The organism is Mesotoga sp. UBA5847, assembly GCF_002432735.1.
Classification (GTDB): Bacteria; Thermotogota; Thermotogae; order Petrotogales; family Kosmotogaceae; genus Mesotoga.
On record NZ_DJGL01000069.1, the window covers coordinates 92,778 to 115,804 of the forward strand.

At 45.0% G+C, this 23,027-nt stretch carries 20 protein-coding genes and 1 tRNA gene; 6 read left to right on the forward strand and 15 right to left on the reverse strand.

The annotated features are described in order from the left end of the window. Nucleotides 1-76: 76 nt before the first annotated feature. Both B3K91_RS07525 and B3K91_RS07530 read left to right on the forward strand, forming a co-directional pair. A complete protein-coding gene (locus B3K91_RS07525; RefSeq protein WP_214060443.1) occupies nt 77-1,048 on the forward strand; it encodes an ABC transporter permease in 972 nt (323 codons plus the stop codon). A 10-nt stretch (nt 1,049-1,058) separates the two neighbouring features. After that, complete coding sequence (locus tag B3K91_RS07530; RefSeq protein ID WP_214079299.1) at nt 1,059-2,720, forward strand: ABC transporter permease; 1,662 nt, start codon at nt 1,059-1,061, stop codon at nt 2,718-2,720. Between the two features lie 1,142 nt (nt 2,721-3,862). On the opposite strand, the gene B3K91_RS07535 is transcribed toward B3K91_RS07530, so the two are convergent. The 5 genes from B3K91_RS07535 to secG form a co-directional block, all read right to left on the reverse strand. Next, nucleotides 3,863-4,291 carry a hypothetical protein gene (locus B3K91_RS07535; protein WP_214060660.1) on the reverse strand — a complete coding sequence of 143 codons (429 nt, stop codon included), beginning with the start codon at nt 4,289-4,291 and terminating at the stop codon, nt 3,863-3,865. A gap of 53 nt (nt 4,292-4,344) precedes the next feature. Beyond that, nucleotides 4,345-5,601 carry a hypothetical protein gene (locus B3K91_RS07540; protein WP_292592145.1) on the reverse strand — a complete coding sequence of 419 codons (1,257 nt, stop codon included), beginning with the start codon at nt 5,599-5,601 and terminating at the stop codon, nt 4,345-4,347. 116 nt (nt 5,602-5,717) lie between these two features. Beyond that, nucleotides 5,718-7,406, reverse strand: coding sequence for an S-layer homology domain-containing protein (locus B3K91_RS07545; RefSeq protein ID WP_292592146.1), 1,689 nt, complete (start codon nt 7,404-7,406; stop codon nt 5,718-5,720). Between the two features lie 89 nt (nt 7,407-7,495). Next, on the reverse strand, nt 7,496-8,689 hold the full coding sequence (tyrS, locus tag B3K91_RS07550) for a tyrosine--tRNA ligase (protein ID WP_292592148.1): 1,194 nt from the start codon (nt 8,687-8,689) through the stop codon (nt 7,496-7,498). Between the two features lie 12 nt (nt 8,690-8,701). Then, nucleotides 8,702-8,953, reverse strand: coding sequence for a preprotein translocase subunit SecG (gene secG / locus B3K91_RS07555; RefSeq protein WP_099829126.1), 252 nt, complete (start codon nt 8,951-8,953; stop codon nt 8,702-8,704). A 96-nt stretch (nt 8,954-9,049) separates the two neighbouring features. Here secG and B3K91_RS07560 point away from each other — a divergent pair, with 96 nt between their 5' ends. Further along, the gene (locus B3K91_RS07560) at nt 9,050-10,753 is read left to right on the forward strand and encodes a tetratricopeptide repeat protein (RefSeq protein ID WP_214078746.1); all 1,704 of its coding nucleotides are present in this window, start codon (nt 9,050-9,052) and stop codon (nt 10,751-10,753) included. Beyond that, nucleotides 10,750-11,022, forward strand: a complete 273-nt coding sequence (locus B3K91_RS07565; RefSeq protein WP_214060750.1) for a chromosome segregation protein SMC — start codon at nt 10,750-10,752, stop codon at nt 11,020-11,022. The genes B3K91_RS07560 and B3K91_RS07565 overlap by 4 nt, the downstream gene beginning before the upstream one ends. Before the next feature lie 48 nt (nt 11,023-11,070). Here B3K91_RS07565 and sufU read toward each other — a convergent pair whose 3' ends face one another. Genes sufU through sufC form a run of 5 tightly spaced genes read right to left on the reverse strand, consistent with a single transcriptional unit; the run spans nt 11,071 to nt 16,065 of the window. Next, nucleotides 11,071-11,511 carry a Fe-S cluster assembly sulfur transfer protein SufU gene (gene sufU / locus B3K91_RS07570; protein ID WP_214060751.1) on the reverse strand — a complete coding sequence of 147 codons (441 nt, stop codon included), beginning with the start codon at nt 11,509-11,511 and terminating at the stop codon, nt 11,071-11,073. Next, nucleotides 11,508-12,731, reverse strand: a complete 1,224-nt coding sequence (locus B3K91_RS07575) for an aminotransferase class V-fold PLP-dependent enzyme (RefSeq protein WP_292592150.1) — start codon at nt 12,729-12,731, stop codon at nt 11,508-11,510. Before B3K91_RS07575 ends, sufU begins: the two co-directional genes overlap by 4 nt. Then, the gene (locus tag B3K91_RS07580; RefSeq protein ID WP_214078743.1) at nt 12,709-13,905 is read right to left on the reverse strand and encodes a SufD family Fe-S cluster assembly protein; all 1,197 of its coding nucleotides are present in this window, start codon (nt 13,903-13,905) and stop codon (nt 12,709-12,711) included. The genes B3K91_RS07575 and B3K91_RS07580 overlap by 23 nt, the downstream gene beginning before the upstream one ends. Nucleotides 13,906-13,915: 10 nt before the next feature. Beyond that, a complete protein-coding gene (gene sufB, locus B3K91_RS07585) occupies nt 13,916-15,310 on the reverse strand; it encodes a Fe-S cluster assembly protein SufB (RefSeq protein WP_099829120.1) in 1,395 nt (464 codons plus the stop codon). Between the two features lie 2 nt (nt 15,311-15,312). Further along, nucleotides 15,313-16,065, reverse strand: coding sequence for a Fe-S cluster assembly ATPase SufC (sufC, locus tag B3K91_RS07590; protein WP_099829119.1), 753 nt, complete (start codon nt 16,063-16,065; stop codon nt 15,313-15,315). A gap of 143 nt (nt 16,066-16,208) precedes the next feature. On the opposite strand from sufC, the gene B3K91_RS07595 reads away from it, so the two are divergent. Continuing rightward, nucleotides 16,209-17,027, forward strand: a complete 819-nt coding sequence (locus tag B3K91_RS07595; protein ID WP_214078742.1) for a DUF368 domain-containing protein — start codon at nt 16,209-16,211, stop codon at nt 17,025-17,027. Here B3K91_RS07595 and B3K91_RS07600 read toward each other — a convergent pair whose 3' ends face one another. The 5 genes from B3K91_RS07600 to recJ form a co-directional block, all read right to left on the reverse strand. Next, nucleotides 17,028-18,038 carry a rod shape-determining protein gene (locus B3K91_RS07600; protein ID WP_214060755.1) on the reverse strand — a complete coding sequence of 337 codons (1,011 nt, stop codon included), beginning with the start codon at nt 18,036-18,038 and terminating at the stop codon, nt 17,028-17,030. 24 nt (nt 18,039-18,062) lie between these two features. Then, a tRNA-Arg gene (locus B3K91_RS07605) sits at nt 18,063-18,138 on the reverse strand. Continuing rightward, nucleotides 18,117-18,827 (reverse strand): Holliday junction resolvase RuvX, encoded by a 711-nt coding sequence (gene ruvX, locus B3K91_RS07610; protein ID WP_103133871.1) that lies wholly within the window; start codon nt 18,825-18,827, stop codon nt 18,117-18,119. Before ruvX ends, B3K91_RS07605 begins: the two co-directional genes overlap by 22 nt. Continuing rightward, a complete protein-coding gene (locus B3K91_RS13685) occupies nt 18,808-19,101 on the reverse strand; it encodes a DUF3343 domain-containing protein (protein ID WP_414674172.1) in 294 nt (97 codons plus the stop codon). Before B3K91_RS13685 ends, ruvX begins: the two co-directional genes overlap by 20 nt. Next, nucleotides 19,073-22,216 carry a single-stranded-DNA-specific exonuclease RecJ gene (gene recJ, locus B3K91_RS07615; RefSeq protein ID WP_292588374.1) on the reverse strand — a complete coding sequence of 1,048 codons (3,144 nt, stop codon included), beginning with the start codon at nt 22,214-22,216 and terminating at the stop codon, nt 19,073-19,075. The genes B3K91_RS13685 and recJ overlap by 29 nt, the downstream gene beginning before the upstream one ends. Nucleotides 22,217-22,280: 64 nt before the next feature. Between recJ and B3K91_RS07620 the strand changes: the two genes are divergently transcribed. Next, complete coding sequence (locus B3K91_RS07620) at nt 22,281-23,018, forward strand: pseudouridine synthase (protein ID WP_292592153.1); 738 nt, start codon at nt 22,281-22,283, stop codon at nt 23,016-23,018. Nucleotides 23,019-23,027 lie beyond the last annotated feature (9 nt).

Genomic DNA, 23,027 nt, shown 5'->3' on the forward strand with positions numbered 1-23,027 from the left:
TCTCGTTGCGGGAGGGTTTCCCTCCCGCTTTTCGTATCATCGAGAGACTTAGTGTGAGTTTTGAGGAGGGAATAAGGTGCTGAAATATATAGTTAGAAGGCTGATTCTAGCAATTCCGGTTCTGCTCGGAGTCTCTATACTGGCCTTCATGATTATATCCGCTGCCCCCGGTGATTTCTTGGATGCATACAGGTTAAACCCTTCTATTTCGAGAGATCAGATAAAGGTTCTTGAGAATCAGTTTGGCCTTGATCAGAATGTCTTCGTGCAGTATTTCAAGTGGTTGGGCAACGTTCTTACAGGGAATTTCGGTTATTCATTTAGTTACAGGATTCCTGTCTTCGAACTGGTTTTCAGGAGACTGGGAGCAACTCTTCTGCTTAGCATCACCACACTGATTTTTACCTGGGGAATCGGCATTCCTCTTGGCATATATTCAGCCCTTCATCAATACTCGCCCAGTGATCAGGCTTTTGCCTTCCTTGCATTCATTGGTATTTCTATTCCAAACTTCTTCTTTGCTTTGCTATGGCTCTTTATGGCGGCGAAGACAGGGTGGTTCCCAATAGGAGGATTGATCTCGCAAAACTTCAACGAACTGAGTATTATCGGCAAGATCGGTGATTATCTCTGGCACGTGGTCGGACCAATGGTCACCTTGGGTACTTCTGGACTTGCCGGTCTGATGAGGCAAATGAGAGGTCAGTTGCTCGATCAGCTGAGGCAAGACTATGTTCTTTTTGCTAGGGCAAAGGGAATGCCTGAGAAGAACGTTATCTACAAGCACGCAGTTCGAAATGCTATCAATCCTATAGTCACAATGTTTGGATATGCACTTTCTGGTTTGCTCGGCGGTGCAGTTCTTACAGAGACGGTTTTCGGTTGGCCAGGAATGGGAAGACTAGTCATTGAAGCCCTGAATGCTCAGGATTTGTTCCTTGTCATGGCCACGTTGCTCCTTTCTGCTGTCCTTCTGGTAGTCGGCAATCTGCTGGCCGATCTTCTGCTTGCATGGGTCGATCCCAGAATTCGTTATAGACTGAGCTGAGGGGTGTAAAATGAAGAAGAAAAAAACCAATGATAACAATACATTGAAAAGTGCTGAAGTCAGTAAAGAAGACCTCTTTGAAGTAAAGTACATGAGTAGATGGCAGCTTGTGTGGAGAGCTTTGAGAAAACACAAGTTGGGGATGATTTCTTTATGGATCCTGATAATCATGTACGTCATAGCATTGCTGGCCGACTTCTTGTCCCCTACCAACCCTTATGAACAGACACAGGGACTTTCTTTTGCGCCACCTTCAAGAGTTCATTGGACCGACGAGAGCGGTAAGCTTACTGCTCCTTACATTTACGCCTGGGTAATGGAAAGAGACCCCGAAACGTACAGAACAACATTTGTTGAAGGTGTTTCTATAGGTTCGATCACTGCGTTGGATAGGTCAACTGGCACAGAAACCACTTTCACAAAGGGTGAAGACGGGGTAATAGATATATTTCTTACCATAAAAACGGTCAGATATGCTCTTGACGCAGAAGGCAATAGGGCTAATTTGGGACAACCCGACTACTCGGTTATCCAGAACATCAAGCTGAGCGAACTGGAGCTCTTCGAAAAGATGATGGTCAGTGAGACTTCTAATAGAACCACCATAGATTCCCTTAGCCCAAGCAGGTTCAGAGAACTTCAAAGGATTGGGTCGCCAGTAAAAGTCGTAACTGAGCGTTCTCTTCACAGAGTGTTTGCTCAAAAGGAAGCAGAAATCAAGGACATTGTTCTCGAGGCTATAAGTATTTACAATGAAGTTATCGACATTGATGGAGAAGACGTTGAGCTAGCAAAGGAGTTTCTAGCCGAGCTTGAAATCTCACCTAATCTTCTTGGAGTAGTCGTCGAACCCGAAATTACAGAGTACGAAACTGTTAAGTACCCGATCAAGTTCTTCGCCAAGTCCTGGGATTACAAGCTCTTATGGTTATTTCCAACTAACATTCACTTATTTGGAACAGACCAGCCATCGAAACTCTTGTTGTTTGGGGCAGACAGATACGGAAGGGACGTATTCTCGAGGATTCTTGCTGGGTCTAGAATCTCTATGAGTATTGGACTTCTTGCCATACTTATCACTTTCTCTCTTGGACTTTCGATTGGAGGTGCCGCCGGATACTTTGGTGGTATTACCGATGAAATTCTCATGAGGGTCACCGAGGTTCTGATGTCGATACCCAGTTTCTATCTCTTGATCTCGCTGCGTGCGATTCTACCTACAAGCATACCTTCGCATATGACTTATCTCTTGATAGTTGTAATTCTGAGTTTTATTGGTTGGCCCGGGATGTCAAGGGTAATCCGAGGCATGGTTCTGGGACTGAAAGAGACAGAGTTCGTTCAAGCGGCCGTTGCTATGGGTTATCCATCATCACGAGTTATTTTACGGCACATAATCCCGAACACGGCAACGTACATTATCGTTGCAGCAACTCTGTCGATACCCGGATATATTCTTGGAGAAGCAGGCTTAAGTTTCCTTGGGCTGGGAATAACTGAACCTTCGGCAAGCTGGGGATTGATGTTGTCGCAGGCACAAAGTATAAAGGCAATGACAGAAGCTCCCTGGTTACTAATACCGGGGATATTCATATTCATAGTTGTTATGGGCTTCAACCTCCTCGGAGATGCACTGAGAGATGCTCTCGATCCCAGATCTCTAGGGTACTAAACCTATAAGAAGCTAATAGATTGATTTTAAGCGGGTCGAATGACCCGCTTTCTTTAAGCGATATTTTATCCCCCACGGACTCGTTTTCAGAAGATAAGACATTCTCGTCAGAAGCAACGGGTTTGTGTAACCAGGTCTTTCAGGTTCGCGAAAACAATAACAGTAACTCCACTCTGTAAATTCTAGCCGCTCCTTCTCTCTTCCCAGCAGTCAAAAACAATGTTTGTTCTCATAAGAGATGCACCTCAAGCTTGGGGCGAAATCTAGTTATGCAGATTCCGAATGAAAAAGAGGTAGTCTAAAGACACAGACACGGAGTAGGCCATCCTCCGTGAAGTATTTTTCGGCTTTCTTTCGGGAATCCCTGACATAATCGGAGAGATTACCTTTATCTAGAAAGCATATTGCAGTCCAGTCCAGTCGATAGCTTGCTGCTAAGAATCTTGATAAAGTGAGCATCATCAATTATACTGTCCAGTATAAGTGAGCGACCGAGTATCCTAGCAGTTGCAGTCAAGCTCGGATCTCTCACAGCTGCTTGCTTGGGATCCAATTTAGGTAGAATGAATTCACCTGTCTTGGGGTCTATCTTTCCAATAACACCTGCTAATTCCTTGGCTGTTTCTTATACTTGTCCCAATAAGATCTGGCTTCATATACATAAACGATCTCAGTCATCTTATTGACCTGCCTAATGATGAAGATAATCACCTCTCTTTCAACAGACAGAAAGGGCTGATCCTTATCCACAAACCTATACTGGTTCAGAAAGTACTTTTTCTGAAAGCTCTATCGGTCTTCTAAGAAGTATTGAAGCTAGTTGAAATGTTACTTCGACCCTTTTTCAATATTAAGTGAGATCATAGCAGCCGGGGGAGTCTTATCGGAAGTAAAACACACCAACATAGTCTGACAATACTTGTAATCACATTATTGAAAGTTGCTAATTCTATAAGCCCTAACAAGTAAGCGTTCAAAATCGATTGAGCATCAACTCTAGACTTCTCAGACTTCCCGATGAAGTCGATCATTGAGTGATAGATGTTTCTCACAATCACTCCTCGAACAAGTCAAGTCTGATTATTTCCTGTTTTCCACCAGTTCACAGGCCAAAGCGATACTCTTCTTGAAAGTTAGCCTCTCTACTCCTCTTCCTTTTCTCCAGAGACTATGATCATAAGTACTATTAGCGTCGCCATGACAAAGACGATTACTCCCGGCAACAGGTAGCCAATAATCGTAAAGGCAAGAGAAGAGGGGATGTAGTCTCTCAGAGGAGTCAGCCACCAGGTGAAGCCGCCTGCAAGGCTATCTCTGATATATAGAAACAGAGTGGCGGCAAGCAGCAGCTCTTCAAAGATCGGCAGAGCAATTCTCTTAGCAAGAGAACAATACTGAAGGAAGAAACCGGTAATAAACAGAGCAAATGGAAAGAGAAAGTCCATAATGTCTATATCAATGCTCTTTCCATCCAGCAAAGCATTGACAACCTGCCCACCTCCAAACAAGAGTGCTATGACTACCGCAACTATCATCAAAAGATTTCCCAGAAATATATATATTCCTCTCATGCTCTCACCTAAAAAAAACCGGCCCGTGTTGGGCCGGTTGTATAAAACGTAGATCAGAACTTGTAATTGTAATAGAGACCGGCGAACCAGGTGTCTGCTGGATCAAACACATCGACCCCTGCTTCAAAGTTGAACCCATCAATAAGGACAGGGAAACTCAAACCTAGAACAAGTTCCTTCGAGCCGTCGAGGAAATAGTATCCAGCAGCTCCTGTGATAGAAGGTTTAAAATCGCCCATCGCAAGATCGAGAGCTGCCTTTCCATAGACTGATATGTCCTTAACATCGGCAAGAACATCGCCAATGATCTCTGCACCGAATTTCCTTGCTCCATTTGCGTAGAACGTATTGTAATAGCCGGATCCCACATAAAGGTCAACACTGACAGGTCCAGCTGCCCAACCGTTTGACTTCACTAAGAATCCTAAAGTCATAGTCTGGGTTGTGGCTCCGAAATCATAGTCGTAACCAAACTTCACGCCTGCCCAACCGATTCCATCCTTGGAAATAACGGGCTGAATCCAGGTCTCAACTGCATTTGCCTCGATATCATACATCACGTCACCTGTGATCTCGAGAACCCCTATTTCATACGCGACTCCGAGTCCAGCGTACTGGCCTAGTGTGTCTGAATATCTTGCGTAAGGATTGAGTGAAAGCAGACCAATGCTGAACTCATAACTTGCATCTACTACATAATTGAATGTAGCTGCACCTAGAAGATCCGTCGCCTTCACGCCGCCAGAAATAACTAGTCCTGCCAATGGCTTTAGAGTCGCCTCGGCAATTACATCTCCGCCCCACTTAAGAGCATCAAGACCTGTCTGAGCGGCAAAAGAGAATATATCCCATGAACCGAACAATGCAATCTTGTCCGTAGCAGCTTCTTGGGTACCAATGCTCAACCCGAGGTCTTTGAGCACCAAAGCCATTGTGACATTTGCCGCGTTGTCATCATACCACTTGAACCACTTCAAACCTGGATTTGCATTTGTTCCACCAGCAAAAGACTTCGCAGCGTACCAGCTTAAAGACGCCGCATCATTCTCCGCAGTGAAAGAATTCAGGACAACTGTGGTCTTGTCAGATGGAAGTGTAATGGTCAAACTGAGAGTGATGTCCGAAACGTCTGCCTTGGCACCGAAACTAACTGATAAGTCCTTGATTCCGAGTGCGGTATTTAGCCCATCCTTGTTAAGTTCCGCATGGCCCCAGAGCGTACCTTTGATTGTAGGGCTCAAAGTTATGGTAGCCGAGAAAGCGACCGAGATGGCCAGAAGTACCACTAAGATTCCAACAAGCTTCTTCATGCACACTTACCCCCTTTATAAGAGTGTTTTTGGTTTTTGGTGATGCGCATAACGTAAATATACCACATTTCATGTAACAAAAGCAAACACACGTGTTGCTAAGTTGCACAGAGAGATCATTTCAGGATTAAACCTACCGCTCCAAATGCAAGTGCCACAAAAGAAAGAATAATAGCTGCATTTGTATTGATCACATTCTGCTTCTGTATCTCTTCCAGAGCCGATATCTTGCTTTCCAAGGCCACGTCGTTCTCTTCGAGCGCAGAGATCCTCGTTTCTGCAGCTGCAAGAGCAGTCTTGTCTGCCTTGCTCCTGTCGAGCTTAAACATTTGAATGGCCATTGTGTTGGTAATGCTCTTCAGACTGTCGACTTCTTCCTCGAGAACTCCAACTTTTCCCTCAAGAGAAGTTGTTATACCTTCGATAGAAGCGATCATATCGGCGTGTTCGTCAAGAACTGCGATGTTGGCATCAATCTGATCGAAGGCGACTTCTAACATCTCGTAGTTGTCGGAAACGTCACTTCTCAGCGAGGATAGCTCATTACCGAGAATTCCGATCTCTGCCTTCAGTCTCTCTTCTGTGAGTCCAAGTTTCTTGTAAAGGAAATTCATTTTTGCTGTCAGCTGATCAGGAGTCACATAGTTCAACTCTGCAATCCGCTTATTCGCAGCCATCACAGCATTGCTAAGCATCTTAGCTGTTACTTCGAGATCCGTTACTCTTGCCTTAATCGGATCGACATCGCTCGCCATTGCTTTCGTTGAGAGATCAGCTTTAATTTCAGCAAGCTTTCCGTCCAAGTCGTCAAGTCTTGCAATGTTCAAGTCAACCTGATCGAAAGCAACTTCTAGCATTTCTTCCGCATCAAAGATAGCCGACTCCAGTTTAACTATCTCTGAGTCGTAGTACTTGACTTCGGGCATCTTGGCAATGCTGTCCTGAATCATGAGGATCCGCGTGTACATTACTGAAAGCTTGTCATTTAACTCCTCATTGGTCACGAAAGGCTCGAGATCAGGCATTTCGCCCGTCAGTCTCGCTTCCAAATCGGCAAGATCAGCCTTCGTAGCCATCCCTCTCCTTAGTGCAAATAGGTCAGAAGTCAAGCTATTGATAACATTTTCGGAAACATCGACCCTTGAGGCAAGCGCAGCGAAATCAGCTTCTTGAGCAGTTTCATTCTTCTTCATGTTGGCAATCGCCTGTCCGAGGAGTTTAACCGTTACTTCAAGGTCGGTGGCCCTATTCTTTAGAGCCTCAATGTCCGAGGGAACGCCTGTCAACGCTTTCAGCTTCTCATTAATGAGTTCAATACCCTCATTTGCGCTTACTGCTTCCTCAGAGAGTCTGTCGATCTCATCATAGAGAAATGCAACTGTGTCGTCAAAAGTCTTAAGCGACACGAAATCCCCTGTTACTGAACTCTGTTTCAGAGATGCGACAGTTGCTTCAAGAGCCCTCAGTTCCGCCGTTAAGTCAACCAAATTCTTCTTGTTGTCAGAGATCTCCAGGGAGAGTCCCGCAACTTTCTTAGTGAGGGAAAATACCACTTCCTGAAGTTTAGCATCCCCGGCATCAGAATAATCCATGAACCTGGCAAGAGTCATGGCAAGCTGGTAACGCGTAGCAAATTCAGTACCTCTGAATGTGCCATCAGGGAAACCAATGAACAATCCACCGGATGTCGTCTTAATAACGCTATCGTAGGCCCAGTGATTCTCTGACAAATCGCTGTACTCTACACCCAGAGTTAGGGCTGCAAAAGCAACAACGACAAGTGCCAGTATAGAAAGCTTCTTCATGGATCCTACCCCCTTTCAAAATGTTGTCATTTTCTACAGCAAACTACGTATTAATTATACAGTAAAAATGCGTCTATATTCAAGAGTATTCAGCACTTAACAAGGCGATAGAAACGCTTCTTTCCGATTCTAAGAACATCACCATCGGAAATCTCAAGAACTGAATGGATATCTTCTAGTACTTGATCATTTATTCTCACTCCACCCTGATCTATCAATCTTCTTGCTTCGCTTCTTGATTGAATCTTAGCACGAGAAACGAGAAGATCGACAATTGAAATACTGTCTTCCACAAGTTTTATTTCCGGCATCTCCTCAGGAAGCTCCTTATTTCGGAAAATGTTTATAAACTCCTCTTTTGAGCTTTCGGCAGTCTCTCTATCAAAGAACTGAGAAGTGATCTCCACAGCCAATTCTAGTTTCAGATCTCTTGGATTCACTGTTTTATCTTGGAGTTTCTTATCTATCTCCTCAAGCTCCTGATCGCTTTTATCGGTTAACAGTCTGAAATACTTTGACATCAGCGAGTCTGGAATTGACATAACCTTGCCAAACATGTTCCTCGGAGAATCATCAAAAGCTATGTAATTATCGTAGCTCTTCGACATCTTCAGCTTTCCATCTGTCCCTTCGATCAAAGGAACGGTGAGAATTGCCTGAGCCTCAAGTCCGTACTCTTCCTGTATCTTTCTGCCAACAACAAGGTTGAAAAATTGATCATCGCCGCCGATCTCTACATCGGCTTTAACAACGACAGAATCGTAAGCTTGCGCAAGAGGATAGAGAAATTCCGAGACAGCAATTGGTTCGTTATCAGCGTATCTCCTGGCGAAATCATGCCTTTCCATCATTCTGGCCACAGTATACTTTGCAGAAAGACGAATCACATCCTCAAAACTCATTGGGTCAAGCCATTCCGAGTTGAACCTAATCTCGGTGCGATCTCTGTCCAAAATCCTGAACGCCTGCTTGCTGTAGGATTCAGCGTTCAGTCTCGCTTCTTCCCTTGAAAGCATGGGTCTGGTCTTTGATCTCCCCGAAGGATCGCCGATCCTCGCAGTGAAGTCTCCGATGATCAACACCACTTGATGCCCGAAATCCTGAAAGAGACGAAGCTTCCTCAGGACCACCGCATGACCAAGATGTAAGTCCGGTCTAGATGGATCAACTCCCAGTTTAACCCTCAACGACCGCTTATTCTTAAGTTTTCCAAGAAGCTCTTCTTCAGAAATTAGTGAAACATGATTCTTCGAAAGCTCCTTAAACTGTTCTTCAGGGTTCAACAACTCTACCACCTAAGCGCCAAATGCTCTGGAAACCACAAATGCAATCAAAATACTGTTTGCCATAAATCCTATGGCAAGGCCAAGTGTTATCTTTCCCATGGTATCCAGACCTTTCTTTCTTCCAAACATAGTGTGGGAAGCACCACCTCCGAAAGCTCCACCGAGCTCTGCAGACTTAGACATCTGCAGCATCACAGCAATTCCAAGTCCTACACTTATTGCAATGTGCAGGGAAATAAGTGCATAAGCAAGAACAACCATCAAGAAAACCTCCTGTATCTTCTATCGCTCTTCTGGTATTATACAATATGTGCGAGTTTGTAGCAAATGAGAGCAGAAAGCGGTTGGTGATTTTTTTTGAAGGACAAAACTGTCTTAATCTATCTTCCAATAAAGCCAGAAATGGCAAAGGCGAACAATCTTCCGGTGAAGCTTCCCGTCCTTGCAGAAGATCTGGAGAAAATCGCAGACAGGGACAGGATAGAACTAGACATAATAATCAGGGGACTTGAAGCCCAATGTAAGATCGAACGAGATGACTACTACGAGTCCTATCTGCTCTACTACTACTTCGAGGCCTTCAAAAGAGCTTTGAACTCTGGGGCTATCGGGGAATCAACGGAGTATTTAGATAAGGCAGGCAAGATAAAGAAGGATTACAGATATCACTTCTATCGAGGATTGATGTTTAGGGAAGAGGCAAGAACTGAACTTGCCGAAATCGAACTGAGAAGGTCTATTGAGATGAACGATGAATTCTACATCGGTTACTTTGAACTCGGAAGGCTGCTCCAGTCTCAAGAGGAATTTGATGATGCAATTGTTTCCTACCTGAAATCAATAGAAGAGTCTGGAGGGCAGTTTGCCCTTCCTTTTGTCGCAGTAATTGATTGCTTTATCTCTAAGGGAGAGTACAATGAGGCGTTGGAGATAGCCGGAAAGATAGGAAAGGGATTCCCCCTTTATTCGGATATCCTGCTGAGAAAGGGTGTTATCCTAAACGAAGTTCAAAAGTTTGCCTTGGCAGAAGAGACGTTCACTGAAAGCATCGGTAGTAATGAAGACTGGAGGAGCTTCTACAATCGCTCCTTTTCGAAGGCTAGACAGGGCAAGCTATATGAAGCCTACGAAGACCTAAAGACAGCCTATGCCATAAGCGGGAACCCTGATGTCCTATACGAACTCGCGATCAATGAGAAGAATATGGGAATGCTCGAGGACTCTCTTTCGCATTGCCGAAGTTACTATAACAACACCGCCGATCAAAAAGCTCTGATGTTTGAATCACGTGTGCTTGACATGATGGGCGAGTACGACGTTGCACTCGAGTTGCTCGATGATACTTACCTCGAGCTCAAGACGCTTCTGCTCCTTCATAAGTATTTGTCAGAGGGAGTTATTGAGAGAGAGCTTGTCTTCGAAAACACACTGAATGAGTCTTATTACAGGTACTTGAGAGGACGGTTTCTCAGCAAAGACTTTTCGACTTGTAACTTGATCGAATCGGGAAAGATTAACGTTGAATCTCTTAATGGGTTGCTCTCTGAACTTGACAATGCCGAAGTAACCAAAAGGATCTCTGCGTTCTCTGAAGGAGCTATCCCAAAGGAAATCAGGGAGATTACTTTGGCTGAAATGGGTTTCTTCACAGAACTTATCTCTCAACTGGAAGCTTATCCTTCTCAGCAAGAATATCTTTCATACCTTATGGCCTTCCTTATATCTGGAAGTGGCAAGACTACCGGGATATTCAGGACGTTATTGTACGTTCAGAGATGGGTACTCTCGGGCTTGCCCTTCAGAACCGACTCCTTTATAGATGAGTACCTTGAAGAGCTAAAGGATTTGAGCTTCGATTTTGCGCTTAGGATCGCGAAGCTTTCTGAGTATGGCGGAACCGACGTTGATACACTTGAAGAAGAAGCGAACGAGAACCCCGAAGAAGTAACCCTGGCAATTCTCTGTGCGTTAGAGAAGGGCACGGTCAGTGAGATTAAGACTAACAATGATTCGCTAGGTAAGTACATAATGAGGCTTTCTCGATCAGGAGGAGAACAGTGAATAATATTGACGAGTTATTAGAGAGGCTTTTTGAAGCACTTGAAAGCGACACTAGTGATAGAACAGATGAAGAAAAGGTTAAGCAAGCGCTGAAGACTGAATTCAGTGAAAATGAGCGAGAGACGCTTATGGGCGTATTAGATTCTCTCTTTGGCGAAGTTACGAAAATGGCAGAAAACCCTAAGAATTACTTTTTCAGCAACGAGCAAGAGAAACTGGACAAGTATCTGGCGGAGAGAGACAAAAAAGTTGATTCTACAGACCAATAAGTGTATAATCAAACTGTAGGGTTACTTCAGCGCAGAGTATAGCCGGTGTTATGCACCGGTCTTTTTTTGCTCGTTCAAAGCCAGAGCTTTGGCTACCGTCTTCCAGGGCAGATTCACACATTTGACTCTCATCGGGTGATCCTTCAGTCCCTGAAAGAATAACGCATCACCAATCAGCGATTCGTTAAAGCTCTCCCCTCGCAACATCTTTTCAAAACTCTCTACTATCTCCCGGGCCTCGTCATAAGTCTTGCCTTCGAGAATCTCAGCCATGACTGAAGCTGATGCCTGGCTGATCGCACAGCCCTCGCCCTCAAATCTCACTGCCTGAATCGTGGATTCGCCTTCTTCGAGATGAATAATGATCGAGTCACCGCAAGACGTATTCGATCCTTCTACACTGCATGTAGAGGCCGGCAGAAGTCCTCTGTACATGCTGTTCTTATAGTGATGCATTACGAAGTCGGCATAAAGCTGCTCGAAGTTCACGAGAACCACCTCTCCGCTTTAGTTATTCCCTCAAAAAGCCTATCGATATCTTCAAGGGTATTATACAGATATAGAGACGCTCTGCATGCCGAAGATACTCCAAGAGCACCCATCTGCAACTGTGCACAGTGATGGCCGCTTCTTACGGCAACGTTCTGGGTTCTACCAAGGAACTCGGCGAGATCATGAGAGTGTATTCTCCTGTGAGAAAACAGCAGTATGGCATGGCTCGATGATGGGCTATGAATAGTTAAGTCAGGTATTTCCGCCAATCTCTCTCTTGCGATATTCGTAAGATAGGAGACGTGATCATTTATCCACTTCATGCCAATCCCTTTGAGATACTTTGTTGCTCCGGCAAGGGAGACCGCGCCCGCTATGTTCTGAGTCCCCCCTTCGAGTTTAGAGACCCCCTCCGAGAAAGAGGAATCTTCAACATCAACACGGTTGACCATTCCTCCTCCAAGAACTAAAGGTGAAAGCTCCTCTATTAGGCTCGATCGACCAACAAGGCAACCGATACCGGTTTCGGCAAGCATCTTGTGCCCGGAAAAGACAAGAAAGTCCGTTTTCGATTCTCTGAAATCGAAACTCTCGTGAGGAATTAGTTGAGCTCCGTCGATGACAATAATCCCACCGAGAGAATGGACAATCTCCGTAATCTCCTCAAAGGGAGTCCTGTAACCTGTAGAATTCATCAAGCCACCGATGGAAAAAACGAAAGGTCCTTCGATATCCCGAAGCGACCTACGTAAATCTTCAACCGATAACTCTGCGCCAACGGCGGGCAGAGCCACAAAGTCTAACCCGTTTCTCCGGGCGTAATACTGCCATGGGAGGAAATTGCTGTGATGTTCGATTATTGGAACTACGAAGGTCCCGTACTCACCTGAGGAGGCAAGCGAAGCAGCCAGAAGACTGAGGCTCTCGGTGGCACCTTTTGTGAAGACTACTTCATCTTGGTCAGCCCCGACAAAATGTGCTATTTCTTGTCTGCTGTACTCATAAAGACTGGTAGCCCTTTCCGCAAGAGGATATACCGCCCTGTGAACGTTAGCGTTCTCGGCTTCGTAGAAACTTTTTACAAGATCTATTATGGACGCGGGTTTATGGGTTGTGGCTGCATTGTCCAGATACACTAGAGACGGATGGTTACGGAAGATCGGAAAATCTCTTCTAAGGTCTTTCACCCTGGGTTCAGACTTCTTTTGCGAATTCATTTCTTACCACCTCCGTGAAGGTAGGAAAGATCTTGTCGATCTCTTTGAGTACTGGCTCAAAAGTTCCCTGAACAATGAATCGGATCGCCCGTTCTCTGGAAAACCCTCTTGACATTAGATAGAAGACTCTTTGTTCATCTACAGATCCTACGGTCGCTGCATGAGAAGCTTCTACTTCACTTTCTCCCACAAGCAGCGATGGTATCGTATCTGCTCTAGCTTTTTGAGAGAGCATCAAGACGCTGCTGTGTTCACTTGCCTTTGATCCCTTTGCGCCTTTCCTCATGTCCAATGTTCCTCTGAAGACACTTCTCCCGTTGTCAAGGAGAACACCTGATCCGGAAATCATGCCTTCCGAGTTACGCGAAATTGCTTTCACCACATAATGCATATCGAGAACAGTATCTCCGCGAGCAACGAATAGAGGTTTTACAGATGCTTGCGCACCTTCACCTTCGAGGAGAACCATATGGAAAACCGCCATTGAGGCATTTCCCGTACTCGCCTCAACTACTCTTAGCTTAGCGTTCTTCTCCAGAAAGTACAGGTTGTTCGAAAATCCATAACCTCTTTCAGTCATTCTATTTATGTAAAGGACCTCCACAGTGGAATCCTCCTTGATAAGAAACCTGTTGTTCTGGAGAAGCCAGTTACCTGAAGACGTGCTATCTATGACTAACTTTATGGACGAGCCCTTCCCAGAAACAAATAGGTTGTTCATAATTCTTGAGTCCCTACTAAACGGAATCACATATGGTTTGCTTACTCTCTTTCGAGGCGGGACGGAGATCATTGTACCTTCAGAGAAGCAAATGTCTCCAAGCAAGAGAAGTTTTCTGTCAGAACCTTCAAAATCCAGCCTGTCAAGAAGTTCTACTTCGTCACTGCTAAGAGAGATCATGGGTTTTGCATTTGGATCTGTATACTTCGTGCGATGCCTGAGAGAGATGTCAGGCAAGGTCATTCCAGTTAACTTAAACCGCTTCCATAAAGGAAATGACAGTTTCTTGTATTCGGAATACCTGTTGCTAATGAAAGCAGACATCGCAGGCGAAGCCAAATCTGCGGCGAGAAGAAAGTCTCTATCGGCAAAATCCCCAACTGAAACCTCTTCTCTTCTGGGTGGTCTAACCATTTTGTAATTATTGTGAACGAAATCAGTTGTTACTTCCATCGTAGTCACCTCAACCAATACTGCTTTCAATCTCCATATCTATCAATCTATTGAGTTCCACCGCATACTCCACAGGGAACTGGCGCGATACGGGTTCCATAAATCCCCTGACAATCATTGCCTTGGCCTCCGATTCGCTCAGACCACGGCTCATGAGATAATATATTTCATCCTCCCCTAATCTTCCTATTCGCGCCTCGTGGCCGATTTCTGCTGAGTCATTCATTACCTCAATGATCGGAACTGTGTCGGATCTCGAATCGTTATCTATCATCAGCGCCGTACATCGAACTGAAGACCTGCTGTTTTTCGCTCTTGAAGATATTTCTAGTAGACCTCTATAGAAGGCCCAGCCTCCACCCGCACTTATGCTTCTAGCATCTACAAGTGAACTGGTTTCAGGAGCAAGATGGATCACTTTGGATCCAATGTCCATATGCTGACCGGGACCGGCGTAAGTTATTCCAAGATGCTCGGCTCTTGCACCTCTTCCCTTCAAAACGGATGTAGGATACAACATTGTTTTCAGACTTCCAAGAGAGCCCGATATCCATTCGATTGTTCCATCTTCCTCAACGATCGCTCTCTTGGTGTTGAGGTTGAATGTGTTCTTCGACCAGTTCTGAATAGTCGAGTACTTGACCCTGGCTTTGTTCAGAACGAATATCTCTACCATTCCTACGTGGAGGTTCAGATCGTTGAATCTCGGTGCAGAACAGCCCTCAATGAACTGAAGATCAGATCCCTCATCAGCAATGATAAGCGTGTGTTCAAACTGTCCGCTGCCCCCCACATTCATTCTGAAATATGCCTGAAGCGGGAGCGGTACCTTCACCCCTTTGGGAACATATACGAAAGAACCTCCACTCCAGACGGCCCCGTGGAGCGCAGCGTATTTGTGATCGCCAGGTGGAACCGCCTTCATAAAATATCTCCTAACCAATTCCGAATGCTCTTTAACAGCCGTCTCCATATCCAAAAAGACTATGCCTAGACCCTCAAGCTCCCTTCTGATATTCTGATACACTATCTCAGAATCATATTGAGCTCCTACCCCTGCAAACGATTCCCGCTCTGCCTCTGGAATACCTAATCTGTCGAATGTCTCTCTGATCTCCTCAGGCACATCATCCCATGATCTCTTCTTGTCTGCATCGGGACTTAGATAAGAGATTATCCTGCTTAGGTCTAGACTTTCTGTATCAACTCCAAACTCAGGATCTCTCGAAGAGTTGAAGATTCTCAGAGATTCAAGGCGTTTATGAAGCATCCATTCAGGCTCGCTCTTCCTTTTCGAGACATCGATTATTAGGTCTTCCCTGAATCCTCTTTCGCTAACAAACCTGTACCTGGAATCTGAACTAAAATCGAACCTTGTACTGTCGATTAATCCTTCTTTTCGCATCCTCAGGCCCCCTTTGCTGACCCAAAGATCCCCTCGTAGCCATTCTCTTCAACTTCTACTGAAAGCTCCTTACCTCCAGTTATTGCCATCGTTCCATTTACATAGATATGCACATAATCCGGCTCCACATGTTCAAGCAACCTTTTGTAATGTGTGATCAGAATAATCGCGTTCTCCGAGTATCTGAATTCATTGATGGATCGAGCGATGCTCTTGAGTGCATCTATATCCAACCCGGAATCGATTTCGTCAAGGATAGCCAACTTAGGCTTCAAAAAACACATTTGAACTATTTCGGCCTTTTTCTTCTCTCCACCAGAGAAACCTACGTTAAGATACCTATCTATGAGTTCCATCTCCAAACCTATATTATAAGCCAATCTGTCAACTTCCTGACTCATTTTAAGCAAAGGCGTTTTGTTCCCAAAGCTCTGAGAGGCAGCCATGAGAAAACTTCTGAGCTTGACTCCGGATATTTCCTGCGGCTGTTGGAAAGAGAGAAAGATGCCTAGCCTAGCCCTCTCGTCAACAGACAATCTTGATATGTTCTTGTTCATGAACCTCATGGTGCCTTCGGTCACTGTGTATTTTGGGTTGCCCATCAGCACATTTGCAAAGGTGGATTTCCCGCTTCCGTTAGGCCCCATAATGGCATGAATCTCTCCGCTCCTAACGGTTAGGTTCACTCCCTTCAATATCTCTTCATTATTCTCAGCAAGAACAGCGTGAAGATTCCTCACTTCCAGAAGAGTCAAGTCAATCCCTCCAAATCCGTTATTTATTATCTGAATTATAACATATACCGACTATTATAGACGAGATTAAAGAAGAGTACACAAAGTGAGGAAAACAAGTCACAGGATATATAATTAGAGATATGGCGATCTGGGGGTGTCTAATGCTCTATGTGATCTTTGTAGGTGTACTAATGGGTCTAGCCAATCTCATTCCAGGTGTAAGTGGTGGTACAATCGCTCTTCTAGGAGGCATATATGAGCGATTTGTGGATTCAGTCTCATCGCTGACAGCTTTGAGGATCAAGAAGAAAGAGTTCGTATTCCTGATTCAGCTTATCGCGGGCATAGGAATAGGGATCTTCGCTTTCGCAGCTCTAATAGATCTCTCTCTTTCAGTCGTCCCTTCGCTAATGTATGGGATGTTCTCCGGACTCGTTGCTGGAGGAATTCCAGTTGTATTCAGGCGCATTGAAAAAATCGGCGCGACTTCGATTATCTCTTTCGCTGCCGGGGTAGTACTCGTTGTCATAATATCTCTGCTTGGTTCAAGGTCGGTAGAAGGTAGTATTTCTGATCGCGGTGCTCTTAATCTCGTTTTTGATGTGGTAGCAGGTTTTTTTGGAGCGGCGGCTATGGTCCTTCCCGGACTTAGCGGTGCCTTCATACTTCTACTGCTCGGTGAATACACTAGGGCAATATCTGCTCTCAAGAACCTAGACTTAGTAATCATTGCCTCCATCGGAGTCGGTGTTATTCTTGGCGTGGTCTTCGTAAGCAGACTTCTGAAGTTCTTGATGAAGAGGTGCCGCTGTGCGACTTTCTCCTTCCTTCTTGGCCTTATGCTAGGCTCAATACCCGATCTACTCTCCAGACCGGGGATCAACTTCAATCTGATACAAATAGCGGTGGGAATTCTCTCGGGACTAGCATTCTCATACCTTATAGTAATACTCGAAAAGAGAAATAGAGTAAGAACCTAGCTATTTGCTGTGATTTATCACTACTCTCTGAAGATGCTTATCGCTTTCAAGGAGCTCTCCTATTCCCTTGACAACGCAAGTTCTTGGATCCTCGGAGACTATGGTTTTGATACCGGTCTCCTGAATTATCAAATCCGGTAATCCTCGGATCAAAGAACCACCTCCTGTGAGCACAACGCCTGTATCCATTATGTCGGCAGCGATTTCCGGAGGTGTCTCTTCCAGAATCTGTCTAAGATTAAGAACAATATCCTGCAAGATCTGAGATATCGCCTCATGAATATCGTCAGAGGTGATTCTAATATTACCCGGAAGACCGTTCAGGGCATCTCTTCCTCTTACCTCAAGCTCGTAGCTTTCCAGAGTGGGAAAAGCCTTCCCGATCTTAATTTTGACGTCCTCTGCAGTCGAGCTGCCAATAAGAAACTTGTACTTGCGCTTGACAAACTTGATTATCGCGTCGTCCATTGCATCTCCGGCAGTTCTCAGAGAACGCGAGACTACTATCCCGCCAAGGCTGATTACGGCAATGTCGGAAGTCCCTCCTCCAATATCCACAACCATATTACCCACTGAATCAAATATGTGAAGGCCTGCTCCGACTGCAGCGACCACAGGTTCAAGAACCAGGTAAACTCTGCTTGCTCCTGCAGCCGTTGTGGCTTCGATAACTGCTCTTCTCTCAACACTTGTAACCTTGGCTGGAACACCGACAACAACCGCCGGTCTGGACAGGGAGAATTTCGTGCGAGTTCGCTTCACAAGTTCCTTGAGAGCCTGTTCTAAAATCTGATAGTCTGCAATAACCCCATCTCGAATTGGCCTTACAGCCTTTATGTCCTTTGGTGTCTTACCGATCATTTCCTTAGCTTCAGAACCAATTGAGATTATCTTTCCCGTCTTCGTTTCAACAGCGATGACCGAAGGCTCATCAATCACTATATCCTTGCCCTTCTGAAAGACCAAGAGAGAAGCGGTTCCCAAATCGATGCCAAGATCACCCTTTTTCATACAAAACCTCCCGCGTTGCAAACATGGTGTGCTCGGTGGGATTTGAACCCACAGTCTCTGGATCCGGAGTCCAGCGCTCTATCCGTTGAGCCACGAGCACTCAATAACCTGCGGACCTTCTGAGTTCAGATCTAACTTCCCATCAAGCTCTTCTCCACAAGCGATTACTATTATATCGTAAGTTGAAAAGTCTATGTCATCAATAAGGTTTACCGGGTTCATTCCTTTTCTCTTGAATGCCAGAAAGATCTGAGGATCTTCGACAAAAACTCCTGGGTCTGTCTCCAGAGAGTCAATACCTTCTATTCGAGCAGATTCTGGTTTGTACAGCAATACCCTGCTATTTGAAGGGATTTCACGAAGATCACGGCAGACGACTCTTCTCTCACGTACCTCCCACCTTCTGGCCGTAATAGAAGACTCATTTCTAAGAATCTGCATTGCACTGAAAACATCCTTTACTTTCGAGAAATCCTGTCCAACTTCTTGAGACATTCTCATCGCCGTCTCTGTAGTTAGAGATTCATCCACCAGAAAGACTGGGCCAGAATAGATGTTCTTCACCTTTTCAGCAAATGAGACTGCTCTCATAGTAGATTCGCTGAATCTGCCAGACATTGAGATTGGTAATCCAATAACAACTATCTCGACTTTCTTCTCCTCTAGTATTCTTGAGAGTGTTTTGCGATAACCTGAGTGATCAATGGTTCTTAGAGGGATTTCTACACCCTCTATCTGTAAAGCAAGGCCGATTCTTGATGTGCCAAAGTCAATGCCAAGTTTTACCATAGAAGGACCTTACCGGGTTTTCGTCACAATGGTTAGTAAGGAGAATCTCGATGTCTGCCTCTTTTAGGAGGCTGACGCTCGCGCAAAGATCTCCAGATGAGACCGCAATTGAAAGCGAGCAACCCAAGAATAAATCTGGTGGAGTAGGGAAGATCTTCGCATTCAAACCTCCGTCCCTAATCAGCGACAGCGCCTTCATAATTTCTTGCCGCGAGACTGTTATCAGAGAATCCAGCACCATGGTGTCAACCAACCTTAAGCACCTCTTCTGCATTTGTAAGACTCCGAAGCAGTCCTCTTGTCGTCATCGTCGAAAGCTTGGTGGCGAACCATCTGGTCATTCTCTTTTCAGCGACTCCCTCTCTGTACCGCAATGTCTTTTTCACCTCAACTGAGTCGAGTTCCGAGCTCGAACTGCTGTACCAGATTCCTTCGTCAGCACTTACAAGCTTCATCTCCTCCAACATAGAAAGAAAGACCTTCGAGATTCCGTCTTCAAAGCTAAGGGCCTTTCTGATATCCCTCTCAGACGCTGGCAGAACATCCTTAAGGTCCTGATAAACGGCTTCAAGCTCTTCAACTGTCGGAAAAAGCCTGTCCATTTCACCGGTATTAGAAATCAAGTCGGCCTTGTTGAAAGATAGATTCAAGAACAACTCCGAATCTTCACCGGGTCTGGTCGAAACAGAATCAATAATCTCCAGGAAGTTCCTTGGCGCACTGTAGAATACAATATTCGAGTTACCTAAAGTGACACCAAGTCCGTCGCTAGATGGAGTAGTAATCAGGACCCTGATCTTCTGTCTCTCAACAAGTGAGTATATTACCGACCTCTGAAAGTCCTTCAGCAGATAATTGTAGAAAATCAGTTCCCCATTCTGAAGAGCATGGGATAATCTTGATCCCATAGATTTGGCAAGAGTGACCGTCTTATGTGGGGAATCAACAATCACAGCGACATTCTCACCATGACCGACGATCGACATCACCTGCTCGACCTTCTTTCTGGAGCCTCGGTTGTCGATTATGCCCACCCTTTTGATTGGACTTGGCTTATATACGTGAGATATCCTTCTATCCGATAGAAAATCCTTCAAATCATCATAGTAGACACTTCCTGCAAATCCAGATATTCCTAGGACCTTATCGATGTTTGAGAAAAAACCTTCAAGATCTGGATGGTCCTTGAAAATGCCCGAGAGAATATAAGTAGGTTCGTCGAAAATAATCTCTCCGGCTATTTCAGCAATCTCGTTAAACCTTTCAACGAAGAAGGGCAGAGTGGTGAAAACAACGGGTTCATCCAACCTTCCTCTGTACAGAGAGTTGGCAAAGACTGGTTTTATAGAATCCAGATAGTGCTGCAGAGAATAATAGGTATGTGCAAGCGTGCCGTTTATTGCAGACACAACGAAAGTCTTCTTGCCTTGCTGATAGTTTTTAAGTATTTTGAGAGCGAGAAAAGGGTTCTTCAGTCTGATGTTGCCAAACACTCCCCATGGATTCTTGATGCTTACTTCCATGAACTCCGGACACTTATGAGAGAGCTTCTTCTCAAGCTCGCTTATCAGAGCGGATACATCAGTTTTTACCTGCGAACCGGGCTGCTGATTCTTCCAATCTCTTATAAACTCAAAAACGAAATTCTTGTCCCTTACTTCCTCTTCAAAGACTGGATCAATGTAAAGCTTTGCATCCGAAAGAGAGAGTTTGACACTCTGCAGTCCATAAAGGTTCTCGCTCTTAATTGAAGCAACCGCATCCACCTTTAGGAGATTTGGCTTCACATATTTGAAGTCATCAAACATTGAACCCATGTTGTAACCTATCGCAAGCGTCTTTCTATCTCCAGAACGTAGAATCAACTTCACGTGATCGCTGCCGCTGCCAAACATCTTCGCTTTCTCTATGTTAAGTCCCTTTATAAGGAATCTCGGTTCGGGATTTGAGTGGCCAAAGGGTCTCAAGAGCTCCAGTTTATCAAGAATAGCGGATGTAATAGAATCTATAGAGAGGACATCGTCGATGTCTATCTTGAATACCGGCTGCTTTTTCCCATAAAGTCTTATGTAAGCATCGTTTATTGCCGTTCGGAATTCAGTGATGTTCTCCTTGTCTATGCTGAATCCTGCAGCCATCTCATGCCCGCCAAACTCCCTCAAAAGGTGAGAGACTTCGTTAAGGAGACTGATTATGCTTACACCGGCAGGACTTCTTGCGGAACCCTTACCGTCGGAACCGTTGGTAGATATCAAGAAAACCGGCTTGTTGTGAATTGATACAAGTCTGGAGGCAACAATCCCCAGAACTCCAAGGTGCCAGTTATCGCCGTCAACAACAAGCGCATAGTCATCTTTGAAACTGGACGTGCTGTCGATATCTCTTTCAGTCTGGTCGAAGATCTTCGCCTCTATTGTCTGTCTATTCTGATTGTGCTTCAGAAGCCGGCTAGCAGTGTTCATTGCTGAATCCATGTCTTCACTTATTAATAGTTCGAGGGCAACAATAGCTGAATCCATTCTCCCTGCCGCGTTAAGTTTGGGCGCAATCTTGAAGGCAATATCCTGCGCAGTAAGGTTTTCAGACGGGATTCTAAGATACGACAAAAGTGCCTTTAGTCCAAGAAGCGGGCTGCTCTGGATCTTTGCGGTACCTTGCCTGACTATGTAGCGGTTTTCATCTCTCAAGGGTACAATATCCGCTATAGTACCTAGCGCCACGATATCCAGATATTCCTCCGGATCGATAGGACAGTGTAGAGTCTCATTAAGCGCAACAAGCAATTTGAAAGCTACGCCAACTCCAGCAAGTCCCTTAAAGGGATAGTTGTCGTCAGGTCTTTTGGGATTGACTATGGCGTCGGCGGGCGGAAGAATATCCTTCACCTCGTGATGATCGGTTACGACAACATTGAATCCTATTTCCTTTGCATACTTGATCTCCTCAAACGAAGTGACTCCACAGTCAACGGTAATCAGTAGTTTATGGCCCTGTTCTCTTAGATCCTTTATTGCGTCCTTGCTCAAACCGTACCCTTCCTCAAGCCTTAAGGGAATGTAATAACTAACATTGAACCCCATTCTTTTCATTGCAAGATACAGGAGCGCTGTACTGGTTACACCATCGACATCATAATCACCGAAGACAACGATGCTCTCGTTTCTCTCTCTAGTCTCTATTATTGTACGAACTGCAAGCTGCATACCTTCAAGAATGAAGGGATCATGAAGAATCGTCTTATCTGGATTCAGAAACCTCATTGCTTCAACTTCGTCATCAATTCCTCGCGTTACCAGTAATCTTGCCAAAAACACATCGATTCCCATGAATTCGACCAATCTGTTTACGGCCTCATCATCAGGCTTTAGGAGAAGCCACTCCTTTCTCATATAGATCCACCCTCTCTTTTTCTTTTAAAAGATTATAACATCATGCACAATAGCTTGGAGGTGCGTGATACTGGTACCTCAAGAAGGTGTATTGTACAATCTGTTTATGAGATTGGATGGCTATGTTTCTAAGTTCTCTGGCTTCAGCAGAAGCCAGAGCAGAAAGATGATAAGAAGTCAAAGAGTAGTCGTTAATGGAAGAGTCGTCGATACCCCGTCTGCAAGTGTTAGCGCGAACGATGAAGTACTTCTGGACGGAGAGCACATAAAGGCCTTTGGAATGGTCTACATAGCTCTGAACAAACCTGGAGGTTTTGTCTGCTCAAGAGAGAGAGACGAAGGAGAGAATGTCTTCGACCTGATAGATGAAGTCTTTTCTGCCGAACTGTCCATTGCCGGAAGGCTTGATAAAGACACAACAGGACTTGTAATACTCTCAAACGACGGCGAGTTCATTCACAACGTGATTTCGCCGAACAAGCTGGTCGAGAAGGAGTATTTCGTAGAGACTGTCAATGAGATTACTTCAGATGAGATCTCACTTCTCTCGCAAGGAGTCTCAATAGGCGATGAAGAGTTTTCTATGCCGGTATCAGTTGAAGAACTAGATTCTTTTCATCTGAGAATTGTACTGACGGAGGGCAGGTATCACGAAGTCAAGAGACTCGTTCTGGCAGTAGGAAACAAGGTGAGAAACCTTCACCGAAACAGGATCGGCGCATATTACCTTCCCGATCGATTGAGCCCCGGAAAGTGGATATACCTATCTGAGACAGACAGAAAAAGAATAACCGGGACTTGAGTCCCGGTT